Source organism: Vibrio sp. 10N.222.49.A3 (assembly GCF_041475145.1).
GTDB classification, from domain to species: Bacteria; Pseudomonadota; Gammaproteobacteria; order Enterobacterales; family Vibrionaceae; genus Vibrio; species Vibrio tasmaniensis_A.
In genome coordinates this window covers 1-19530 of the sequence record NZ_JBFRVM010000153.1, presented here as the reverse complement: position 1 = coordinate 19530, position 19530 = coordinate 1, and the positions used below count along the sequence as shown (strand labels likewise).

Below are 19530 nucleotides of genomic sequence, written 5' to 3'. Positions count from 1 at the left end.
CATAGCATTGTGGACCCACCTGAACCCATGCCGAACTCAGAAGTGAAACACAATAGCGCCGATGGTAGTGTGGGGCTTCCCCATGTGAGAGTAGGACATCGCCAGGCTTTAAATTCGTTGTTTGCATAGCAAATGACAACTTCAACAGTGCACAAATCTGTTGATGACAATTTGTTGGAGGGATGGCTGAGTGGTCGAAAGCACCGGTCTTGAAAACCGGCAACCGTTAATAGCGGTTCTAGGGTTCAAATCCCTATCCCTCCACCACCATTGAAAAGCCCGCTGAGAAATCAGCGGGCTTTTTCATATCTGCTATTTAGAAAAACAAAAAAGAGCACTAACGTGCTCTCTATTATTCTCTTAACCAGCATATCTAAAGTTAACTAGTCAGGGAGATATTTTCCTTCGGCTACTTGCCAAAACGCTCTAATCAGTGGGTTCTCAAGTTGAGATCGTTTACAGCAGACACCTAATTCAAAGGGTTTGATAGGTTCTATTTTTAAGCGATCGACCTTGTCTCTCACAGGACTGTTGTTAATTACTACATCAGGAGCAATACCCACTCCACAACCTAGCGCAACCATACTTACAATCGCCTCATGCCCAGATACCTGTGCGTAAATGTTGGGCTTAATCTTCATCCTTTTGAACCATGCATTCGCACGTTCACGGGCAGTGCCTGCTTCGGGAATGATAAAAGGCACTTCATTCCAGTTTGGTTTTTCGGATTGCAGCTGCAGACTAAAGCTACTGACACCGGATGGGATGATTACTGACAGTGGTATATCGCTGATGGTTTCGAACTCTAATCTTGAAGGCAAAATATCTGGTTTAGCTGAAATAGCAATATCAGCTTCATCATTCAGGATCTTGTCGATGGATTGCGCTGGATCACCGGTAGATAGCTTAAACTCAATATACGGATGAATAGCCCTGAATTCGGTAATGAGTTCAGGAAGGTGGCTGTAGCTTGCTGTTACGGAACAGAAAATGCGGATCTCACCCTTGAGCTCCTGTTCTCCGCCTTTTAGGTGGAGATTATATTGCTGCCACTCGCCAACGATGTTCAATGCCACAGGTAACAGATGTTTCCCTGCTGGTGTGAGGTCAACACTTCGATTATCCCTGATAAGCAGTTCTTGCCCTGTTTCTTCCTCAAGCTTTTGTATTTGACGACTAAGGGCAGAAGGACTGACGTGCATAGCAGCAGCTGTTTTGCTGAAACTCTTGCTATCACATAAATGTATAAATAATTGTAGAGATTTTATGTTCATGTTTTGCGATCGTTTCCATGTTGCGTTTATTGCAATAACTAATTGTGAATATATCACTTTCAGCAACGGAGTGTCTGTTTTAGTATGAAGTCATTCGATAGAGAGATATCGACCTTACGGACTTATTTTTAAAGGAGTGCCCTACAATGGCTAACTATTTCAATACATTAAACCTTCGTGAGCAACTAGACCAATTAGGTCGCTGCCGTTTCATGGATCGTGAAGAATTTACGACTGAAGCTGAATACCTTGAAGGCAAGAAGATCGTCATTGTTGGCTGTGGTGCTCAAGGCCTAAACCAAGGTCTAAACATGCGAGATTCTGGTCTAGACGTATCTTACGCTCTACGCCAAGCTGCAATTGATGAGAAGCGTCAATCATTCAAGAATGCTGACGAAAACGGCTTTGTAGTTGGTAGCTACGAAACGCTAATCCCTCAAGCAGACCTAGTTATTAACCTTACTCCCGACAAGCAACACACTAATGTTGTTGAGACAGTAATGCCTCTAATGAAAGAAGGCGCTGCTCTTGGTTACTCTCATGGTTTCAACGTTGTTGAAGAAGGCATGCAATTACGTGCTGACCTTACCGTTGTAATGGTTGCACCTAAGTGTCCAGGTTCTGAAGTACGTGAAGAGTACAAGCGTGGTTTCGGTGTTCCAACACTGATCGCTGTTCACCCAGAAAATGACCCTAAAGGTGAAGGCTGGGATATCGCTAAAGCTTGGGCTGCAGGTACTGGTGGCCACCGTGCAGGTTGCCTAGAGTCTTCATTCGTAGCTGAAGTTAAATCTGACCTTATGGGTGAGCAAACTATTCTATGTGGCATGCTACAAGCGGGTTCTATCGTATCTTACGAGAAGATGATTGCTGATGGCATCGAACCAGGCTACGCAGGTAAACTTCTACAATACGGTTGGGAAACGATTACTGAAGCACTTAAGTTCGGTGGTGTAACTCACATGATGGACCGTCTATCTAACCCTGCTAAAGTTAAAGCGTTTGAGCTTTCTGAAGAGCTAAAAGACCTAATGCGTCCGCTTTACAACAAGCACATGGATGACATCATCTCTGGTCACTTCTCTAGCACAATGATGGCTGACTGGGCGAACGATGACGTGAACCTACTAGGCTGGCGTGAAGAGACAGGCGAAACAGCATTCGAAAACTACCCAGCTTCTGACGTAGAAATCTCAGAGCAAGAGTACTTCGACAACGGCATCCTAATGGTTGCTATGGTTCGCGCCGGTGTTGAGCTAGCATTCGAAGCTATGACGGCATCAGGCATCATCGATGAGTCGGCTTACTACGAATCTCTACATGAGCTTCCACTAATCGCAAACACAGTTGCTCGTAAGCGTCTTTACGAAATGAACGTTGTAATCTCTGATACTGCTGAGTACGGTAACTACCTATTCGCTAACGTAGCAACACCGCTACTACGTGAGCAGTTCATACCTTCAGTAGCAACAGACGTAATCGGTCGCGGTCTAGGTGAAACGTCTAACCAAGTAGATAACGCTAAGCTGATTGAAGTAAACGAAGCTATCCGTAACCACCCTGTCGAGTACATCGGTGAAGAGCTACGTAGCTACATGAGCGACATGAAGCGTATCGCTGTAGGCGGTTAATTAGTCGCTTAGATACTGATAAATTTGTAGAAAAAGCAAAGCAGTATCACTAGCTCCTTACAGGTTGGAGTTATAAATAAGCAACACAACATCTAATAAAAAGGCTTGGTCGCCGTTGACCAAGCCTTTTTGCTTTTAGTAACAAAGTCTTAAAAATCAATAAAATGAACATTGTTTGTTCAGTCTTCGTAGACTTTCAGTTTTCTTTCTTTACGCTTACTTGTCGGCAATCTTTGCTTCTAAGTCCGCTAGCTTTTGTTCCATTTCAGTCAGCTTTTGGCGAGTGCGCAGTAGTACTTGTGTTTGAACATCAAACTCTTCACGGCTTACAACGTCTAGCTTGTTCAGTTGGCCTTGGATAACCTGGCCAACTTTTTGATCTACATCTGAACCAAGCTCTTTTACTGGTTGAGGCATAGAATCGTGGATCTGCTTAGCAATCTGCTCTAGTTTTTTTGGATCAAACATATCAATTAAAACTCCTGAATATTTACCACTATTCTATTTAATCACACTTGCGATGTCGCCTATGGCGTACAAAAAAAGGCCACCGAAGTAGCCTTTTTATTGTTATTACGACTTAGTGATTACTTATTATCAGCTAATTCTCTGTGCGCTGCTTTTGCTTCATCGACGCGAGCTAGTTTTTCTAGGTCTTTGTCTTCAACAAATACAGGTAGAGGTTTGTGTTTTTCAGCTAAGTAACTGTAAATCACTGGCAGTACAAATAGCGTGAATAGAGTACCAATTGCTAAACCAGCAACGATTACGATACCAATACTGAAACGCTGAGCCGCACCCGCACCACTTGCGTACATCAGTGGGATTAGACCCGCGATCATCGCAGCCGTTGTCATCAGGATTGGACGAAGACGAACCTTCGCTGCTTCCATTACCGCTTCAATACGAGTTTTTTGATTGTGCAGCTGCTCTTCTTTCGCAACCTCACAAATCAAGATACCGTGCTTGGTAATCAGGCCGACTAAGGTGATCAAACCAACTTGCGAGTAGATGTTCATCGTTGCCGCGCCCCAAGCCAGAGCTATTAGGGCACCACAGATCGCCAGTGGTACAGATACCATGATAACCAGTGGGTCTTTCAGTGATTCAAACTGAATCGCCAATACCAAGAAGATGATTGCCAGAGCTAAACCAAAGGTCGCGTAAAGTGCGCTACCTTCTGTTACGTATTGGCGTGCTTCACCCATGTAGTCATGGTTGTAGCCACTTGGAAGCTTATTCGCTGCCGTGTCTTCAAACCATGCAATTGCATCACCCATTGCAGCGCCTGGAGCCGGTACCGCACCAATCGTAGCCGAGTTCAATTGGTTGAAGTGAGGAAGAGAGCGAGGCTCTGCCACAACATCAATCGTAATCAAACTGCCTAGTGGTACAGCGTTGCCGTCTGCAGCACGTACGTAGTAGTTGTTCATTGACTCTGGATTCAAACGGAATTTACGTTCAACTTGAGGAATTACCTCGTAAGAACGGCCATTCAAGTCGATACGGTTTACGTAGCCATCTGACATCATGGTACCGAGCGTGATACCGATATCTTGCATGGTCACACCATATGCGCCTGCTTTATCCTTGTCGATGTTGATCTTCATGGTTGCTGAGTCGTAGTTCAGGTCGAGATCTGAATATACGAACAACGGGTTTGAAGAGACATCAGCCAGAATGTCTGTGGTAATTTGGAACAAGCTTTCAAAACTGTTTGGCGTTGTTATGACAAACTGAATTGGAAGGCCTGAACCAGCACCGGGTAGTTCTGGCATTTGGAATGCAGTTACCGCCATTCCTGGAACATCTTTCACCAAATTACCAACGCGGTTTGCTACGTCTGATTGGCTTGCTTCACGTTCGCTCCAAGGAACCATAGACGCGATACCAAATGCTTGGTTTGCATTTGGCACACCTGTAAATACCTGTGCGTAAGCAACTTCTGGCTGATCAGACAGAATCTGGTTTACGTCGTTCATGGTATTTTGCATGAAGTCTAAGTTTGCATTCGACGGTGCTGTACCCATTAACATGATTACACCTTTATCTTCTGAAGGTGCTAGCTCACTAGGGATGAATTTGAACAACAACGGTAAACTTGCAAATACGATGATAGCAAAACCAATAAATACTGGACGATGTTGCATGACCGCACCAAGCATGCGCTCGTAACGGTTAGTCATGCCATCTAGCACGCTATGAACTTTCTGCTCAAACTTGCTTGGCTCAGCGTGAGCTTTCAGCATTTTTGAACACATCATTGGCGAGAGCGTTAGTGCCACAATGCCTGATACGAAAACCGAACCAGCTAGGGTTAATGCAAACTCTTTAAATAGCGAGCCTGTAATACCACCCATCATCGCAATTGGAGCATATACCGCACCTAGCGTTAACGTCATTGCGATAACAGGCACCGCAATTTCGCGGGTACCGATAATCGCTGCACGGAAAGGGGACTCGCCGAGCTTGATATGCCTGTCGACGTTCTCAAGTACTACGATCGCATCATCTACCACTAGACCGATGGCAAGTACCATTGCCAATAGTGTCATTAGATTCCAAGAGAAACCCATTGCCTGCATTACCATTGCCACACCAATCAAAGACAGTGGGATAGTAATAATAGGGATCAGTACCGCTCGGAATGAACCTAAGAATAAGGTAATCACGATCAATACGATTAATGCCGCTTCAAGGATGGTCTTAATAACCTCTTGAATTGATTCGTTAATCGCAATGGTTGAATCGTACATGACGTTCATTGAGATGTTGCTTGGTAGGTTCTTCTCTAGTTGAGGAAGAAGTTCCAGTACATCAGCAGCGATGTTGATAGGGTTCGCACTTGGCGCCGCATTTATCGCAGCTACAACCGCCTCTTGGCCGTTAGCACTTGCTCGGTAAACATCGTGACTTTTTTCAAGAGAAACCTTCGCGATATCGGATAGGCGAATGATCTCACCTTCTCCGCTTTTCACGACTAGATTCTCTAGTTCTTCAGTGTTTGATACCTGAGTATCGGCACTGCCGTTGTAAAGCACGAACTCACCGGTCGCTTGACCCGTAGCTGATTGGTAGTTGTTAGCGTTCAGTACCGTCATTACATCAGATGCAGTCAGACCAATCGCCGCCATTTTTGATGGGTCTAGCCATACGCGCAGTGCGTATTTCATACCACCATATAGGTCAACTTTAGATACACCATTAACCGTAAATAGCTGCGGGTTGATTACACGCTCTAGATAGTCGGTAATTTGGCTCGATACCAATTCGTCACTGGTAAAACCAATATAGAGTACAGCGGTTGTTGAACCGGTAGACATGGTTACGGTTGGATCTTCAGCCTCTTTAGGTAGCTGAGAACGTACCGAGTTTGTCTTGGCCAGTATGTCAGACAATGCCGCATTCGGGTCGGTGTTCAACTTCATGTTCACGGTAATCGTAGATTTACCTAGCACAGAAGAAGATGTCATATAATCGATATTATCCGCTTGAGCCACAGCCTGTTCGAGGGGCTGGGTGATAAAGCCTTGGATAAGATCGGCACTTGCACCATAGTAACCAGTTGAGACTGTCACCACGGTATTCGTCATTTCCGGGTATTCACGCACCTGCATTTTGAAGATTGCTTGTAAGCCAAGCAGAGCAATCAAAAAGCTGATGGATACCGCTAGAACTGGACGTTTAATAAAAACATCAGTAAAGCGCATTGTGCCTCCAGTTACAGCTTAGGTGTTTCAGATGGTGGAGTGATTGCATCACTTTCAACAACTTTAACTTTGGCGCCGTTACTTAGGCGTACTTGGCCAGAAGTTACAACTGTATCGCCAGCTTTTACACCATCAAGGATGTGTGCAATATCAGCCGTACGCTCACCTACTTTTACAACATGTTGAGCAACACGCTGAACTCCGTCTTCTTCAGTTAAGATGTAAACATTGTCACCATATAGAGTGAAAGTAATCGCTGTTTGAGGAAGAGTAACTTGGTTCTCTAGCTTAGGCAGAATGATGTTAGCACGAGCGAACATACCGCTACGAAGCTTGCCATCATTGTTTGGAATATCTGCTTGAACTTGGATAAGACCACTTTGGATGCTTACTGCTGGTTCGATTGCACTGATAGAACCTTCAAATGGCTTCTCTGGGTAGGCATCAACAAAGATGTCGATAGCTTGACCCACATGGATGCGAGATATATCAGTTTGAGAAACCGTGAAGCGCAGGCGCATGACACTGGTATCTTCTAAACGAACGATATCCGTACCTGATTGCAGGTATTGACCTAGGTAAACGTTACGAATGCCCACTTTTCCATCGAAAGGAGCACGAATTTCACGACGTTCGATAGATGCTTTTAGGCTTTCAATATCAGCAGATAGAGAGTAGAAGTTTGCTTCTGCTTCATCGTATGCTTCTTTAGAAATAGAACCTTTCTTAAAAAGACCTTGGTAGCGTTTGTATTTTGCTTTTGCCGCAGGTAGGCGAGCTTCAGAGCTCTTTAGATTTGCCTTTTCTACGCCAGAATCAAGACGAACAAGAAGTTGGTCATTTTTAACATCAGTACCAGAACCAAAAGATATTTGGTCAATAACACCGCTGGTTTCGTTCGCTAGTGTTACACCTTGGTTAGGTTCGATGAAGCCGATAGCTTCGATCACAGGAACCCAGTCGATAGGTTGAACTTCTGTTACCGTTACTGGAAACTCTGGCTCAGGTCGGTTAGCCATAAACTCAGCAATTTTTTGTTGTTTAAACATGTTAAACCCAATAACGCTGCCGAAAAGTAGTACAGCGATGAGTAACATGAAGAAAGTCCACTTTTTCATTCTAGTTAGAACTCCAAATTAGTGTGTAATAATCGCATCCCAACTTGCTTCAATCGCCGCTTCAATGGCTTTTTTATCAAGTTGGTAATATCCAAGAGATTGCTTACGGGCCAGCGTGACACTGACTTCTAAGCTAAGTGCTGCTAAAACAGGGTTTTCTAGAGGCTTAAACACCCCTTGCTCTCTACCTTCAGTAAAGAGTTGATCTATTTTGTGGAACATTTTTCGTTCAATCTCTTTGGTCTCATGGCTGCGAATACAAGGTAAAGAGTCGTATTGAGCTCTATTCTTTAAATTGCAGATGTTTGATCCCGAGAGCTCGAAAATGTTGAGCCACATTTTTCTAAATCGTTCTTTTAGACTCATCGAATCTTCAACGCCTTGCTGAATTAAACCAGCATTTCGTTGAGTGACAGCTAAGCGAACTTGTTGTAATAGTTCTTCTTTGTCTGAGAAGTAGCGATAAATAGTTCCAGCCGCAACTCCTGCTTCCTTAGCTAGTTTATGCATAGAAAGTCCGTGAAAGCCTGATTCAGCAATCAGTTTTTCGGCGGCATCTATAATTTGTTGTCTTTTATCTATCATAGAATAAAAACCAGACAGTGATAATATACTCACTAATGAATGAACGTTCATTCATTATAGCCTAAGACCCATACATAAGTGCAACATAGTTTTTCATATGTGCTATAAAATTCTTGCATAAGAGAGCGTAGCATTCGAGGTGTTGCAGCATTATTATAGGCGCGCAATTGAATTCGCCCCGACAGACCAAATTGAGAACCAAATGAAACTGAACCCAAGACAAGATGAAGCCGTGAAATATGTTTCGGGCCCCTGTTTAGTATTAGCAGGCGCTGGATCGGGTAAAACACGTGTTATCACGAATAAGATTGCTTACTTGGTTCAAGAGTGTGGTTACAAGGCACGCAATATTGCAGCGGTAACTTTTACCAATAAAGCGGCACGCGAGATGAAAGAACGTGTGGGGCAAACTCTGGGTAAAGGTGAATCGAAAGGCCTGATCGTTTCGACTTTTCATACCATGGGCTTAACTATCATTCGTCGTGAATACAAAGCGCTGGGTCTGAAAGCGGGCTTCTCTCTATTTGATGACCAAGACCAGCTGGCGCTATTAAAAGAGCTAACAGAGAGACAGATCGATGGTGATAAGGATCTGCTGCGTGCTTTAATGAGCACCATTTCGAATTGGAAGAATGACATGCTGACGCCAGATCAGGCGAAAGCTCGAGCTCAAGGCGAACAAGAGCAGTTGTTTGCATTCTGTTTTGAGATGTATCAGAAACAGATGAAGGCATACAACGCGCTCGATTTTGATGATCTGATTGCGATGCCAGTATTGCTTCTGAAAACCAATCAAGAAGTGCGTGAGCGCTGGCAGTCTCGTATTCGCTATTTACTTGTCGATGAGTATCAAGATACCAACACCAGTCAATATGAACTGGTTCGTTTACTCGTGGGTGAACGCGGTCGTTTAACTGTGGTAGGCGATGATGACCAATCTATTTACTCATGGCGTGGTGCAAAACCGCAAAACTTGGTGCTGTTAGGTGAGGACTACCCTAACTTACGCTTGATCAAATTAGAGCAGAACTACCGCTCAACGAGTCGAATTTTGCGTGCAGCGAATATCTTGATCGCTAATAACCCACACGTTTATGAAAAGTCACTGTTCTCTGAGATCCCGGACGGTGAAAAGCTCAAGGTACTGAATGCTAAGAATGAAGAGCATGAAGCAGAGCGTATTACAGGTGAAATCATCGCTCACAAGTTTTTGAATCGCACAGAATATAAAGATTACGCAGTGCTGTACCGTGGTAACCACCAATCTCGCTTGATTGAAAAAGCGTTGATGCAGAACCGTGTGCCTTACAAAATTTCTGGCGGTACCTCTTTCTTCGCTAGAGCTGAGATTAAAGACATCATGGCTTACCTCCGCGTGTTGGTGAACCCTGATGATGACAACGCGTTTCTACGTATTGTAAACACACCACGTCGTGAGATTGGCCCGGTGACGCTTGAGAAGTTAGGCAGCTACGCCAACATGCGTGGCAAGAGCTTGTTTGAAGCCAGCTTTGAGATGGGTTTAGAGCAAACTTTGACTGGTCGTGGTTTAGAAAACCTGCGCCGTTTCAGCGATTGGATTGTTCGTATTTCTGATAATGCTGAACGTGGCAATACCGTTGAGGCTGTTCGCTCTTTAGTTCGTGATATTAACTATGAAGATTGGTTGTACGAAACCTCGGCAAGCCCGAAAGCTGCAGAGATGAGAATGAAGAACGTTTCTGATCTTTATAGTTGGATCGTTGCTGACCTTGAGGGTGACAACTACGACAAAGAAGAGAAGACCCTACGAGAGGTGGTTCAACGTTTAACGCTACGTGACATGATGGAGCGTGGTGAAGATGATGACGATGCAGACCAAGTTCAATTAATGACATTGCACGCATCGAAAGGCCTAGAGTTTCCGTATGTGTTCCTGATGGGAGCCGAAGAGGGTATCTTGCCACACCAAACCAGTGTCGATGAAGGTAACGTAGAAGAAGAACGTCGTCTTATGTATGTAGGGATTACTCGAGCGCAGAAAGAGCTGACCTTCACTAAGTGTCGTGAACGTCGTCAGTATGGCGAATTGATAAAGCCAACACAAAGCCGATTCCTTGATGAACTGCCGCATGAAGATGTGGAGTGGGAAAGCGTGAAGAAGCCTCAATCCGCAGAAGAACGAATGGAGAAAGGGCAGGCACACATTGCCAACATTCGTGCGATGTTCAATAAGAAGTGATGTTTGGCTCTAAATCGAGACCAATAAAAAGGTGACCATGAGGTCACCTTTTTTGAATTTGGTATTTTTAATTACAGATCGGCAAATTACAGGCCAGCAATCATGTGCTCGATAGCATCTTTGATTTCGTCGTCGGAACAGTCCATACATGAACCTTTCGCTGGCATAGCATTGAAGCCGTTGATTGCGTGGTCAGCTAGGATGTCGCGACCTTGGGCAATACGAGGACCCCAGTCACCAGCATCTCCTGTTTTAGGTGCGCCACTTACGCCAGATGCGTGACAAGCGATACAAAAGGTACCGTAAACTGCTGCGCCATCACGAGGGCCTGTTGGTTCTGCGACTACTGGCTCGCTGCCGACTAGGTAAACTTGGCCAACTGGTTTGATGCGTTCAGCAATAGCATCTTGCTCTGCTTCGCTTAGGCCTGAAGCCATAGCGCCAGTTGAAAAGGTTAAAACTGCGATGACAACGCTTAAAATTCGACGAGACATATCCATTAAACTCACTTTACATTCCCAAGGTAAGTACATGCTTACCAATTTATAGTGTTGGAAGGGTGTTTTGGCTTTATCAGCAAAGAGCAACTGTTAAACCAATGTAAATAATGGGTGATTATATCCCGATAAGTTGTTGCAATAAACAACAACTTATAAGCTGCGGTGGGTTGTAGTACTCAAATAAGGGGTTTATCACATATTAACTGTCGAAAAAGAGACCAAACAGAAAAAAAAGTTAAAAAAGTACTAGACGGCATAAGGTGATATACGTATTATTCCACTCCGCCGACAGGGCATGCGCCTGTAGCTCAGCTGGATAGAGCGTTGGCCTCCGGAGCCAAAGGCCGAAGGTTCGAATCCTTTCAGGCGCGCCATCCGGTCTCTTACTTAGGTAAGTGAGAATTGGCAAAAAGAAATAATGGTGGCTATAGCTCAGTTGGTAGAGCCCTGGATTGTGATTCCGGTGGTCGCGAGTTCGAATCTCGTTAGCCACCCCATTCTTTCTTTACAAAATATCGGTAGCTTCGGCTTCCAGTGTTGATTCATTCTTCCCAAGAGTCGATACAAAATTAGTCGGTGAATAGCGCAGCTTGGTAGCGCATCTGGTTTGGGACCAGAGGGTCGGGGGTTCGAATCCCTCTTCACCGACCACTATTTCAATAATCGCTTTTTAAGCGGTTATATAAAAGATTAGTGGTGGCTATAGCTCAGTTGGTAGAGCCCTGGATTGTGATTCCGGTGGTCGCGAGTTCGAATCTCGTTAGCCACCCCATTAATTTTGGTAACTTCATTGAAGTTCCCTGTTTGAGAAATCAAACGAAACGTCTCGGTGAATAGCGCAGCTTGGTAGCGCATCTGGTTTGGGACCAGAGGGTCGGGGGTTCGAATCCCTCTTCACCGACCACCTTAAGAAGCCTCGTCAGGAATGACGGGGCTTTTTTACATCTCTCGTTTCAGTAATCCTCAATTTTGAATGCTGGGACTTCAACCGCTTCGACATCTTGCCTGATGTCACCTCCGTAAATCTCCCCCCTCCATATAACAAGGCAGGCTCTTACCCTTTATCTTCATTATGGTGCTTATACGGAGCGATTTGCTTTATCAAATGTGCAGATCGATATCTAATTTTATATAAAACTAACCATCAATCATTCGACAAATTAATAGGTTTGGTCTAAGGATTTTTATGAAAAGTGAAATTTGACGTTAAATATGTTCTCTAAGGCCTGTATTTGACAGATTTCTTCGAATCTTGTTGTTTAAAAAATCCTTTGATTTATTGAGTCTTTCGTTTTTCTTGTTTGTATTTATCAAAATAATTCATATGGTTGAATGTGTGGTTAGGTTGGTTTTGTCTGGTTGTTTTGTTTGCTTAAATTGGTAAAGTTAGCGTTTGTTTCTATAGTGTTAATTGTTTTTTGGAATAATTATTTGATCTTGGTGATTGGTGGGGATATGTGCTTTGAATGATATGTTTAACTCTACAAGTACGCAGTAGTAAGGGGTTTGTGAGTATTTATTATTGGAAATATAATGCTGGTTTTTATTACTATATGCTATTCGAGTGAATACTTATGTGGCATTTTTACTTGCTAAGCGTTTAATGTCGACTTTTTATCCTATTTTTGTTGCTTTTCTGTGAATTATTTGCCAGATTGTCAACCGTATAAAATATCAGAACAATATTCTGGTAAGAATGGATTCAATTTTGCAGACAGGGCAGAAAGCTGCCAAAGCAGTAGAGGTCTGGTAATGTCACTTTTAGAAGTAAAAAATCTTCGTATCGAATACCCATCTCGTCATGGAGTTCACGCCGCAGTGAAATCACTTTCGTTCAACATTGAACGTGGTGAGATTGTTGGCGTTGTAGGCGAGTCTGGTGCAGGCAAATCAACAGTAGGTAATGCTGTGATCGATTTGCTGAGCCCTCCTGGTCGCATTGCTAGCGGCGAGGTATTTCTGGATGGTGAAAAAGTTTCAGGCTTATCTCCTGAACAGATGCGTTCTGTTCGCGGCTCAAAGATTGGTTTTATCTTCCAAGATCCAATGACTTCTCTTAATCCTCTATTCACAGTAGAACAGCAGTTAAAAGAGACGATTCATGCCAACATGAAGGTTTCGGATCAAGAAGCCTACCAGCGCTCATTAGATTTGATGAACCAAGTTGGTATTCCGCAACCAGAAAACCGTTTAAAGCAGTACCCACACCAATTCTCTGGTGGTATGCGTCAGCGTGTTGTTATCGCGATCGCACTGGCAGGTGAACCTGACCTAATCATCGCTGATGAACCAACAACCGCACTGGATGTTTCTATTCAAGATCAGATCTTGGGTTTGATTCGCGACCTATGTATTAAGAAGAATGTAGGTTGTATGTTGGTCACGCACGACATGGGTGTGGTATCTAATGTTACCGATCGCGTAGCCGTTATGTATCGTGGTGATTTGGTTGAGTTTGGTCCGACGGCGAAAGTCCTTGGTACTCCTGAACACCCTTACACGCACAGTCTTATCTCCGCGGTTCCGCGTTCAGATCGTAAACTTGATCGTTTTCCTCTTGTGAGCTACATCGAAGAAGCACATGAGATGGAACCACTTGATGTGAAAAACCACTGGTTAGGTCAAAGCCAAGACCACCGTGATTACACTGGTCCACTGTTGAATGTTGAAAACGTAAACTTGCGCTTTACTACCAAGGATTCTTTCTTTGAGAGTCGTCGTGAGTACGTTCAGGCGTCAAACAACGTGAGCTTTGAAGTACACGAAGGTGAAACTTTTGGTCTTGTTGGTGAATCTGGTTCGGGTAAATCAACGATTGCTCGTGTGATTGCTGGTTTGTACGCACCTAACTCAGGTAAGGTAACGTTTGAAGGCGTTGATCTTACGGGACTTAAATCTGAAAAAGAACGTCGCCCAATGCGTCGTCAAATGCAGATGGTTTTCCAAAACCCTTATACATCAATGAACCCTCGAATGAAGATATTCGACATCATTGCTGAGCCGATCCGATTCCATAAACTGACGCGTAACGAGAATGAAACTCGTCAGATCGTTAACGACCTGCTAGAGCACGTTGGTTTAGGCAAGATGGCTGGGGTTAAATACCCACACGAATTCTCAGGTGGCCAACGTCAGCGTATTTCTATCGCTCGCGCCTTGGCAACTCGTCCACGTCTTTTGATTTGTGATGAACCTACCTCGGCGCTGGATGTGTCGGTTCAGGCTCAGATCCTTAACCTATTAAAAGATTTACAAGACGAGCTCAACCTAACCATGCTGTTCATCAGTCACGATTTACCGGTTATTCGCCAAATGTGTGATCGTGTTGGTGTGATGCAAATGGGAGAACTATTGGAAGTAGCGCCAACTGAGCAGCTATTCCAATCGCCTCAGCATGAATACAGCAAACACCTAATTTCTTTAATGCCTGAATTTACAGGTTTAAGAGAAGAAAAAGCAGTGGCACAAGCCGCGGTATAAAAATCAGCAGGCTGGAGTTTAGCTTGCTAAAAACAATAAACAGACGCAAATACAACAACTAGGGATCTGGATTCCCGCATGAAGGAGTTATGCAATGAAAACCATGAAAAGCAAATTAGCAGTAGCTTTAATGGCAGCTGGCCTAAGCTTTAGTGCAGCAGCAGCAGATATTACCGTTGGCTACGCAGCTGACCCGGTATCACTTGACCCGCACGAGCAGCTGTCTGGTGGCACACTGCAAATGTCTCACATGGTGTTTGACCCTCTAGTACGTTTCACTCAAGAGATGGATTTTGAAGGCCGCCTAGCATCTAGCTGGGAGCGTGTTGATGAAACGACTTTCCGCTTTAACTTACGTAAAGGCGTGAAATTCCACTCTGGTAACGAACTGACTGCTGATGATGTTGTGTGGACTTTTGAACGTCTACAAGCTTCTCCAGACTTTAAGTCTATCTTCACGCCATACGAAAAAATGGTAAAAGTGGATGACTACACAGTTGAGCTAGTATCAAAAGCGGCTTACCCACTAGTACTACAAACAGCAACCTACATCTTCCCAATGGACAGCAAGTTCTACTCTGGTCAAACAGCGGAAGGTAATGACAAATCTGAGCTAGTTAAGCACGGTAACTCGTTTGCTTCGACTAACGTTTCTGGTACTGGTCCATTTATCGTAACGCAGCGTGAGCAAGGCGTTAAAGTAACGTTCGAGCGTTTCAACGATTACTGGGACACAGAAACTGAAGGTAACGTAGACAAGCTAACACTTGTGCCAATCAAAGAAGATGCAACGCGTGTAGCAGCACTTCTTTCTGGCGACGTTGATATGATTCACCCTGTTGCGCCAAACGATCACAAGCGTGTTAAAAAAGCTAAGAACATCGATCTAGTAACGCTACCTGGTACTCGTATCATTACGTTCCAAATGAACCAAAACAGCAACGAAGCACTGAAAGATGTGCGCGTTCGTCAAGCAATCGTTCATGCGATTAACAATGAAGGTATTGTTAAGAAAATCATGAAAGGTTTCGCGACAGCTGCTGGTCAGCAGAGCCCAACAGGCTACGCGGGTCACAACGAAGATCTAGTTCCTCGTTACGATCTGAAAAAAGCGAAAGAGCTGATGAAAGAAGCGGGCTACGAAGACGGCTTTACACTAACTATGGCAGCGCCTAACAACCGTTACGTGAACGATGCGAAAGTTGCGCAAGCGTCTGCGGCAATGCTGTCTAAGATTGGTATCAAAGTTGATCTTAAGACAATGCCTAAAGCACAGTACTGGCCAGAATTTGATCTATGTTCAGCAGACATGATGATGATCGGCTGGCACTCAGATACTGAAGATTCAGCTAACTTCAACGAGTTCCTAACAATGACTCGTAACGAAGAGACTGGCCGTGGTCAATACAACTGTTCTGGCTACTCAAACCCAGAAATGGATGCGATTGTAGAAGCTTCTAATACTGAAACTGACCCAGTTAAGCGTTCTAAGATGCTGAAAGGCGTTGAAGCAACACTTTACAACGATGCAGTCTTCGTTCCTCTACACTGGCAGAGTGAAGCGTGGGGTGCGAAATCTAACGTAGGTGCAGCAGACGTAGTAAACCCAATGGTTATGCCTTACTTCGGCGACCTAGTTGTAAAATAATCTAGCTTGCTAGAATCGAGAGCCTGAAGCTTTCAGGCTCTCAATATTATTAAGATATAGATTTAAGTTTCGGTATTTGGTCTTCCTTCAGTCTGGCTAAATACCTTTTTTAAGACTGAATTTTTTTGTTGTCTAGTCGCGGATTTCGATTAGATAGTCATGGATAGATAAGGGGCAAGGAATGGTTACGTTTCTGGTCAAGCGCCTGTTTCAGGCACTGATAGTGATGTTTGTGATCAGTTTGGTGGCGTTTGCCATTCAGGATAACCTGGGCGACCCGTTACGTGAGTTAGTCGGTCAATCTGTTTCAGAGGCGGAGCGTCAAGCGCTACGCGATGAACTCGGCTTAAATGATCCCTTCGTTACAAAATACTCTCGCTTTGTAGGCGCAGCTCTACAGGGTGATCTTGGTACTTCATACTTCTTTAAGCGACCTGCAGTTGATGTGATTCTAGATAAACTAGTGGCAACTCTGGAGCTGGTATTTGGTGCTTCTTTAATTATTGTTTGTATGTCGATCCCACTCGGCGTTTACTCTGCGATTCACCCAAAAAGCTTTTTTACCAAATTGATTATGGCAGGCAGTAGTGTCGGTATCTCGGTTCCTGTTTTCTTAACTGCAATCATGCTGATGTATGTGTTCTCTATCGAGCTCGGTTGGCTGCCGTCATTTGGACGTGGTGATACGGCCAACTGGTTTGGTTGGGAGTCTGGCTTCTTAACGCTAGATGGCCTTGCACACTTAGTACTGCCGAGTATTGCTCTAGCATCTATCATGCTGCCGCTGTTTATTCGTCTAGTTCGTTCTGAAATGTTAGAAGTTCTAAGTTCTGAATACATTAAGTTTGGTAAAGCGAAAGGCCTAGCGCTAAACAAAATCTATTACCAACATGCATTGAAAAACACCATGCTACCGGTACTTACCGTTGGTGGTGTTCAGATTGGTACTATGGTGGCATACACCATTCTTACTGAGACGGTTTTCCAGTGGCCAGGTACAGGTTTCTTATTCTTAGAAGCGATTAACCGAGTGGATACTCCGCTGATTACCGCATACGTTATTTTTGTTGGTCTTATTTTCGTCGTGACTAACACAATTGTTGATTTGCTTTACGGTGTTATCAACCCAACCGTTAACATCACAGGGAAAGGAGCATAATCATGGAACAGACATCGACAGTGCCGTCTCGCTGGGAACGTTTTAAGCAATCAGACATTGTGTATTACTTCTTACGCGACAAAGTGGCAATGGTGAGTTTCGCCATTTTCTCAATCTTCTTAGTGATGGCACTAGCTGCCCCTATTCTAGCGCCAACAGACCCGTACGACGTGACATCGATTGATATCATGGACTCAGAGCTGCCACCATCATGGATGGAAGACGGCGAAGAACGTTTCTTGTTAGGAACGGATGAGCAAGGCCGTGATATTTTATCGACTATGCTTTACGGTTCTCGTCTATCACTGACCATTGGTTTCTTAGCGGTAGGTCTACAACTGACGCTTGGTATTATCATTGGCTTGTCTGCAGGTTACTTCGGTGGCCGTATTGATAGCTTCTTGATGCGCTTCGCAGATGTTCAGCTTTCATTCTCAACCATGATGGTTGCGATCATTGTCTCGGCCATCTTTAAGGCAAGTTTCGGGAGTGATTTTTATGCACAATACGCTGTGGTGATGCTGGTGGTGATCATTGGTATCGCAGAATGGCCGCAGTATGCGCGTACTATTCGTGCATCAGTATTAGCAGAGAAGAAGAAAGAGTACGTAGAAGCGGCACGTGTGATGGGCTTTAGAGCACCTCGTATCATGTTCCGTCATATTCTGCCTAACTGTTTATCACCGATTTTGGTTATCTCTACAGTACAGGTGGCAAATGCCATCATGTCAGAAGCGGCACTTTCTTTCCTAGGTTTAGGCCTTCCAGTCGACCAACCCTCACTGGGTGCTCTGATTAGTACTGGTTTTAACTACATCTTCTCAGGAGCATGGTGGATCACTGCATTCCCAGGTGTGCTTTTGGTGACATTGGTTCTAGTTATCAACCTACTAGGCGACTGGTTACGTGACGTGTTTAACCCGAAAATCTATAAAGGGTGATAGTTCAGTTTGATTTTTAGTAAAAAAAATCACTAAACTAAGAGTCGTAAGCAATTACGGCTCTTTTTTTGCTTAATGAATTTGGAACTTAGTACCATTGATAGAGTCAATAGTACTTAAAATGGAATTCATGTTTTATCGACATTTGTTCGGTAATAATTAGCCCCTAGAGGGTTTAAGTGGTGGTTATGAAGTTGACAATGAATGTTGTATGTCGTGCTGTGGTTAGAAATTATCGTATGGGGCTTATTGCTGCATCCCTGTTGGTATCAAGCCAAGTTAATGCCGAATCGGTTCTATGCGATGCGACTCAGGCAAGCACCAATCAGTTACCACAGCTAGAACAATCATGTCCGATTGGTAAAGGTGTTTGGGGCAGTAAAGCGCCTAAACATCATTCAGATAATGAGCTGTTTTGGGTTCAATGTGGTTTGTTGAATAAGCCTTTGTCACTGAGCAAAGCAAAGCCATTGTATGAGAAGATTTCAACTAACGTATGGATGAAGCCCGAAGGTGGAGACTATCGCTGCCTAATTGGTCCTTATTCTACTTTCTCTGATGCGAGAAAAGACTTAGCTCAGGTACGTAAGGTTTCTGGCTATGGCGAAGCCTTTATTCGTATGGTTGATAAATCGAAGACCTCTTCTTCACAACCGGTCGTGACCAAAGCAATGAAGTCAAAAACGGCAGAGCCAAAAACGGTTAAGCATCAAGCCCCAGTTAAGGCTAAAGTAGCAGCGAAACCAGCGCCGAAGCCGATAGCTGCTGCTCAAAAAACTGCAGTCGCGAGTGCTGCTGCTCAAAAAACTGCAGTCGCGAGTGCTGCTGCCATTCAAGCTTTCCCTAGTCATGGTGCAAATTCAGACAATGATCTGAACATTGAAATACGCATGACAGCGAGTGTTGCGGGTAGTAAATATGCGATTCCTTATCTTTTAGGTGATGAACAACAGTTTTATATGGAGCAAGGTAAACCTTGGAGCCGACTCGATTACGACAGTGCCGAATTAGTATGTGATAAGATTAATATGACGCTGTTGACTGAAAAGCAGTGGCAAAGTCTCTTAGGGTCGAAGGTCATGGAAAATCAGAACTGGCCAATGCATCTACCTTATTGGGGAGCAGATAAAAAAGGCCTGTTTACTAACGGTAACGTAAACCAGCTTAAAGGCTCCTCACTACTTAATGTGATGTGTGTGAAATAACGAAGACGTGCGTAATACCAAATAAGCCTCAGCCATTGCTGTAATGCCGATCGTTTAA

General features: G+C 44.1%; 13 protein-coding genes, 6 tRNA genes and 1 rRNA gene. 14 read left to right on the top strand and 6 right to left on the bottom strand.

Going from position 1 to position 19530, the window contains the following annotated elements; translation table 11 throughout:
• Positions 1–107 (top strand): 5S ribosomal RNA (gene rrf / locus AB4589_RS20840); the annotation flags it as partial.
• Positions 108–176: 69 nt separating this feature from the next.
• A tRNA-Ser gene (locus AB4589_RS20835) sits at positions 177–267 on the top strand.
• A 116-nt stretch (positions 268–383) separates the two neighbouring features.
• Here AB4589_RS20835 and ilvY read toward each other — a convergent pair.
• On the bottom strand, positions 384–1274 hold the full coding sequence (ilvY, locus tag AB4589_RS20830) for an HTH-type transcriptional activator IlvY (protein WP_371710732.1): 891 nt from the start codon (positions 1272–1274) through the stop codon (positions 384–386).
• A gap of 146 nt (positions 1275–1420) precedes the next feature.
• On the opposite strand from ilvY, the gene ilvC reads away from it, so the two are divergent.
• Complete coding sequence (ilvC, locus tag AB4589_RS20825) at positions 1421–2905, top strand: ketol-acid reductoisomerase (protein WP_372101610.1); 1485 nt, start codon at positions 1421–1423, stop codon at positions 2903–2905.
• Between the two features lie 216 nt (positions 2906–3121).
• Here the strand turns inward: ilvC and ubiK are convergent, their stop codons facing one another.
• From ubiK to AB4589_RS20805, 4 genes are all read right to left on the bottom strand, one after another.
• Positions 3122–3373, bottom strand: a complete 252-nt coding sequence (gene ubiK, locus AB4589_RS20820) for a ubiquinone biosynthesis accessory factor UbiK (RefSeq protein ID WP_371710733.1) — start codon at positions 3371–3373, stop codon at positions 3122–3124.
• A 119-nt stretch (positions 3374–3492) separates the two neighbouring features.
• On the bottom strand, positions 3493–6615 hold the full coding sequence (locus AB4589_RS20815) for a multidrug efflux RND transporter permease subunit (protein ID WP_009848084.1): 3123 nt from the start codon (positions 6613–6615) through the stop codon (positions 3493–3495).
• An 11-nt stretch (positions 6616–6626) separates the two neighbouring features.
• Positions 6627–7733, bottom strand: a complete 1107-nt coding sequence (locus AB4589_RS20810) for an efflux RND transporter periplasmic adaptor subunit (protein ID WP_009848083.1) — start codon at positions 7731–7733, stop codon at positions 6627–6629.
• Between the two features lie 18 nt (positions 7734–7751).
• Positions 7752–8369: a TetR/AcrR family transcriptional regulator gene (locus AB4589_RS20805; RefSeq protein WP_009848082.1), complete on the bottom strand. Its 618-nt coding sequence runs from the start codon at positions 8367–8369 to the stop codon at positions 7752–7754.
• A 151-nt stretch (positions 8370–8520) separates the two neighbouring features.
• On the opposite strand from AB4589_RS20805, the gene rep reads away from it, so the two are divergent.
• On the top strand, positions 8521–10539 hold the full coding sequence (gene rep / locus AB4589_RS20800) for a DNA helicase Rep (RefSeq protein ID WP_012602966.1): 2019 nt from the start codon (positions 8521–8523) through the stop codon (positions 10537–10539).
• Between the two features lie 86 nt (positions 10540–10625).
• Here the strand turns inward: rep and AB4589_RS20795 are convergent, their stop codons facing one another.
• Positions 10626–11039 carry a cytochrome c5 family protein gene (locus tag AB4589_RS20795; RefSeq protein ID WP_269337761.1) on the bottom strand — a complete coding sequence of 138 codons (414 nt, stop codon included), beginning with the start codon at positions 11037–11039 and terminating at the stop codon, positions 10626–10628.
• A 297-nt stretch (positions 11040–11336) separates the two neighbouring features.
• Between AB4589_RS20795 and AB4589_RS20790 the strand changes: the two genes are divergently transcribed.
• From AB4589_RS20790 to AB4589_RS20745, 10 genes are all read left to right on the top strand, one after another.
• Positions 11337–11413 (top strand) — tRNA-Arg (locus tag AB4589_RS20790).
• 47 nt (positions 11414–11460) lie between these two features.
• Positions 11461–11536 (top strand) — tRNA-His (locus AB4589_RS20785).
• 77 nt (positions 11537–11613) lie between these two features.
• Positions 11614–11690: transfer RNA gene (locus AB4589_RS20780), tRNA-Pro, on the top strand.
• 45 nt (positions 11691–11735) lie between these two features.
• Positions 11736–11811 (top strand) — tRNA-His (locus AB4589_RS20775).
• 55 nt (positions 11812–11866) lie between these two features.
• Positions 11867–11943 (top strand) — tRNA-Pro (locus AB4589_RS20770).
• An 848-nt stretch (positions 11944–12791) separates the two neighbouring features.
• Positions 12792–14519 (top strand): ABC transporter ATP-binding protein, encoded by a 1728-nt coding sequence (locus tag AB4589_RS20765; RefSeq protein WP_009848076.1) that lies wholly within the window; start codon positions 12792–12794, stop codon positions 14517–14519.
• 94 nt (positions 14520–14613) lie between these two features.
• Positions 14614–16167 carry an ABC transporter substrate-binding protein gene (locus tag AB4589_RS20760; protein ID WP_009848075.1) on the top strand — a complete coding sequence of 518 codons (1554 nt, stop codon included), beginning with the start codon at positions 14614–14616 and terminating at the stop codon, positions 16165–16167.
• Between the two features lie 181 nt (positions 16168–16348).
• Positions 16349–17326 carry an ABC transporter permease gene (locus AB4589_RS20755; RefSeq protein ID WP_009848074.1) on the top strand — a complete coding sequence of 326 codons (978 nt, stop codon included), beginning with the start codon at positions 16349–16351 and terminating at the stop codon, positions 17324–17326.
• 2 nt (positions 17327–17328) lie between these two features.
• Positions 17329–18267, top strand: coding sequence for an ABC transporter permease (locus AB4589_RS20750; protein ID WP_004735541.1), 939 nt, complete (start codon positions 17329–17331; stop codon positions 18265–18267).
• A gap of 188 nt (positions 18268–18455) precedes the next feature.
• The gene (locus AB4589_RS20745; RefSeq protein ID WP_372101609.1) at positions 18456–19472 is read left to right on the top strand and encodes an SPOR domain-containing protein; all 1017 of its coding nucleotides are present in this window, start codon (positions 18456–18458) and stop codon (positions 19470–19472) included.
• Positions 19473–19530 lie beyond the last annotated feature (58 nt).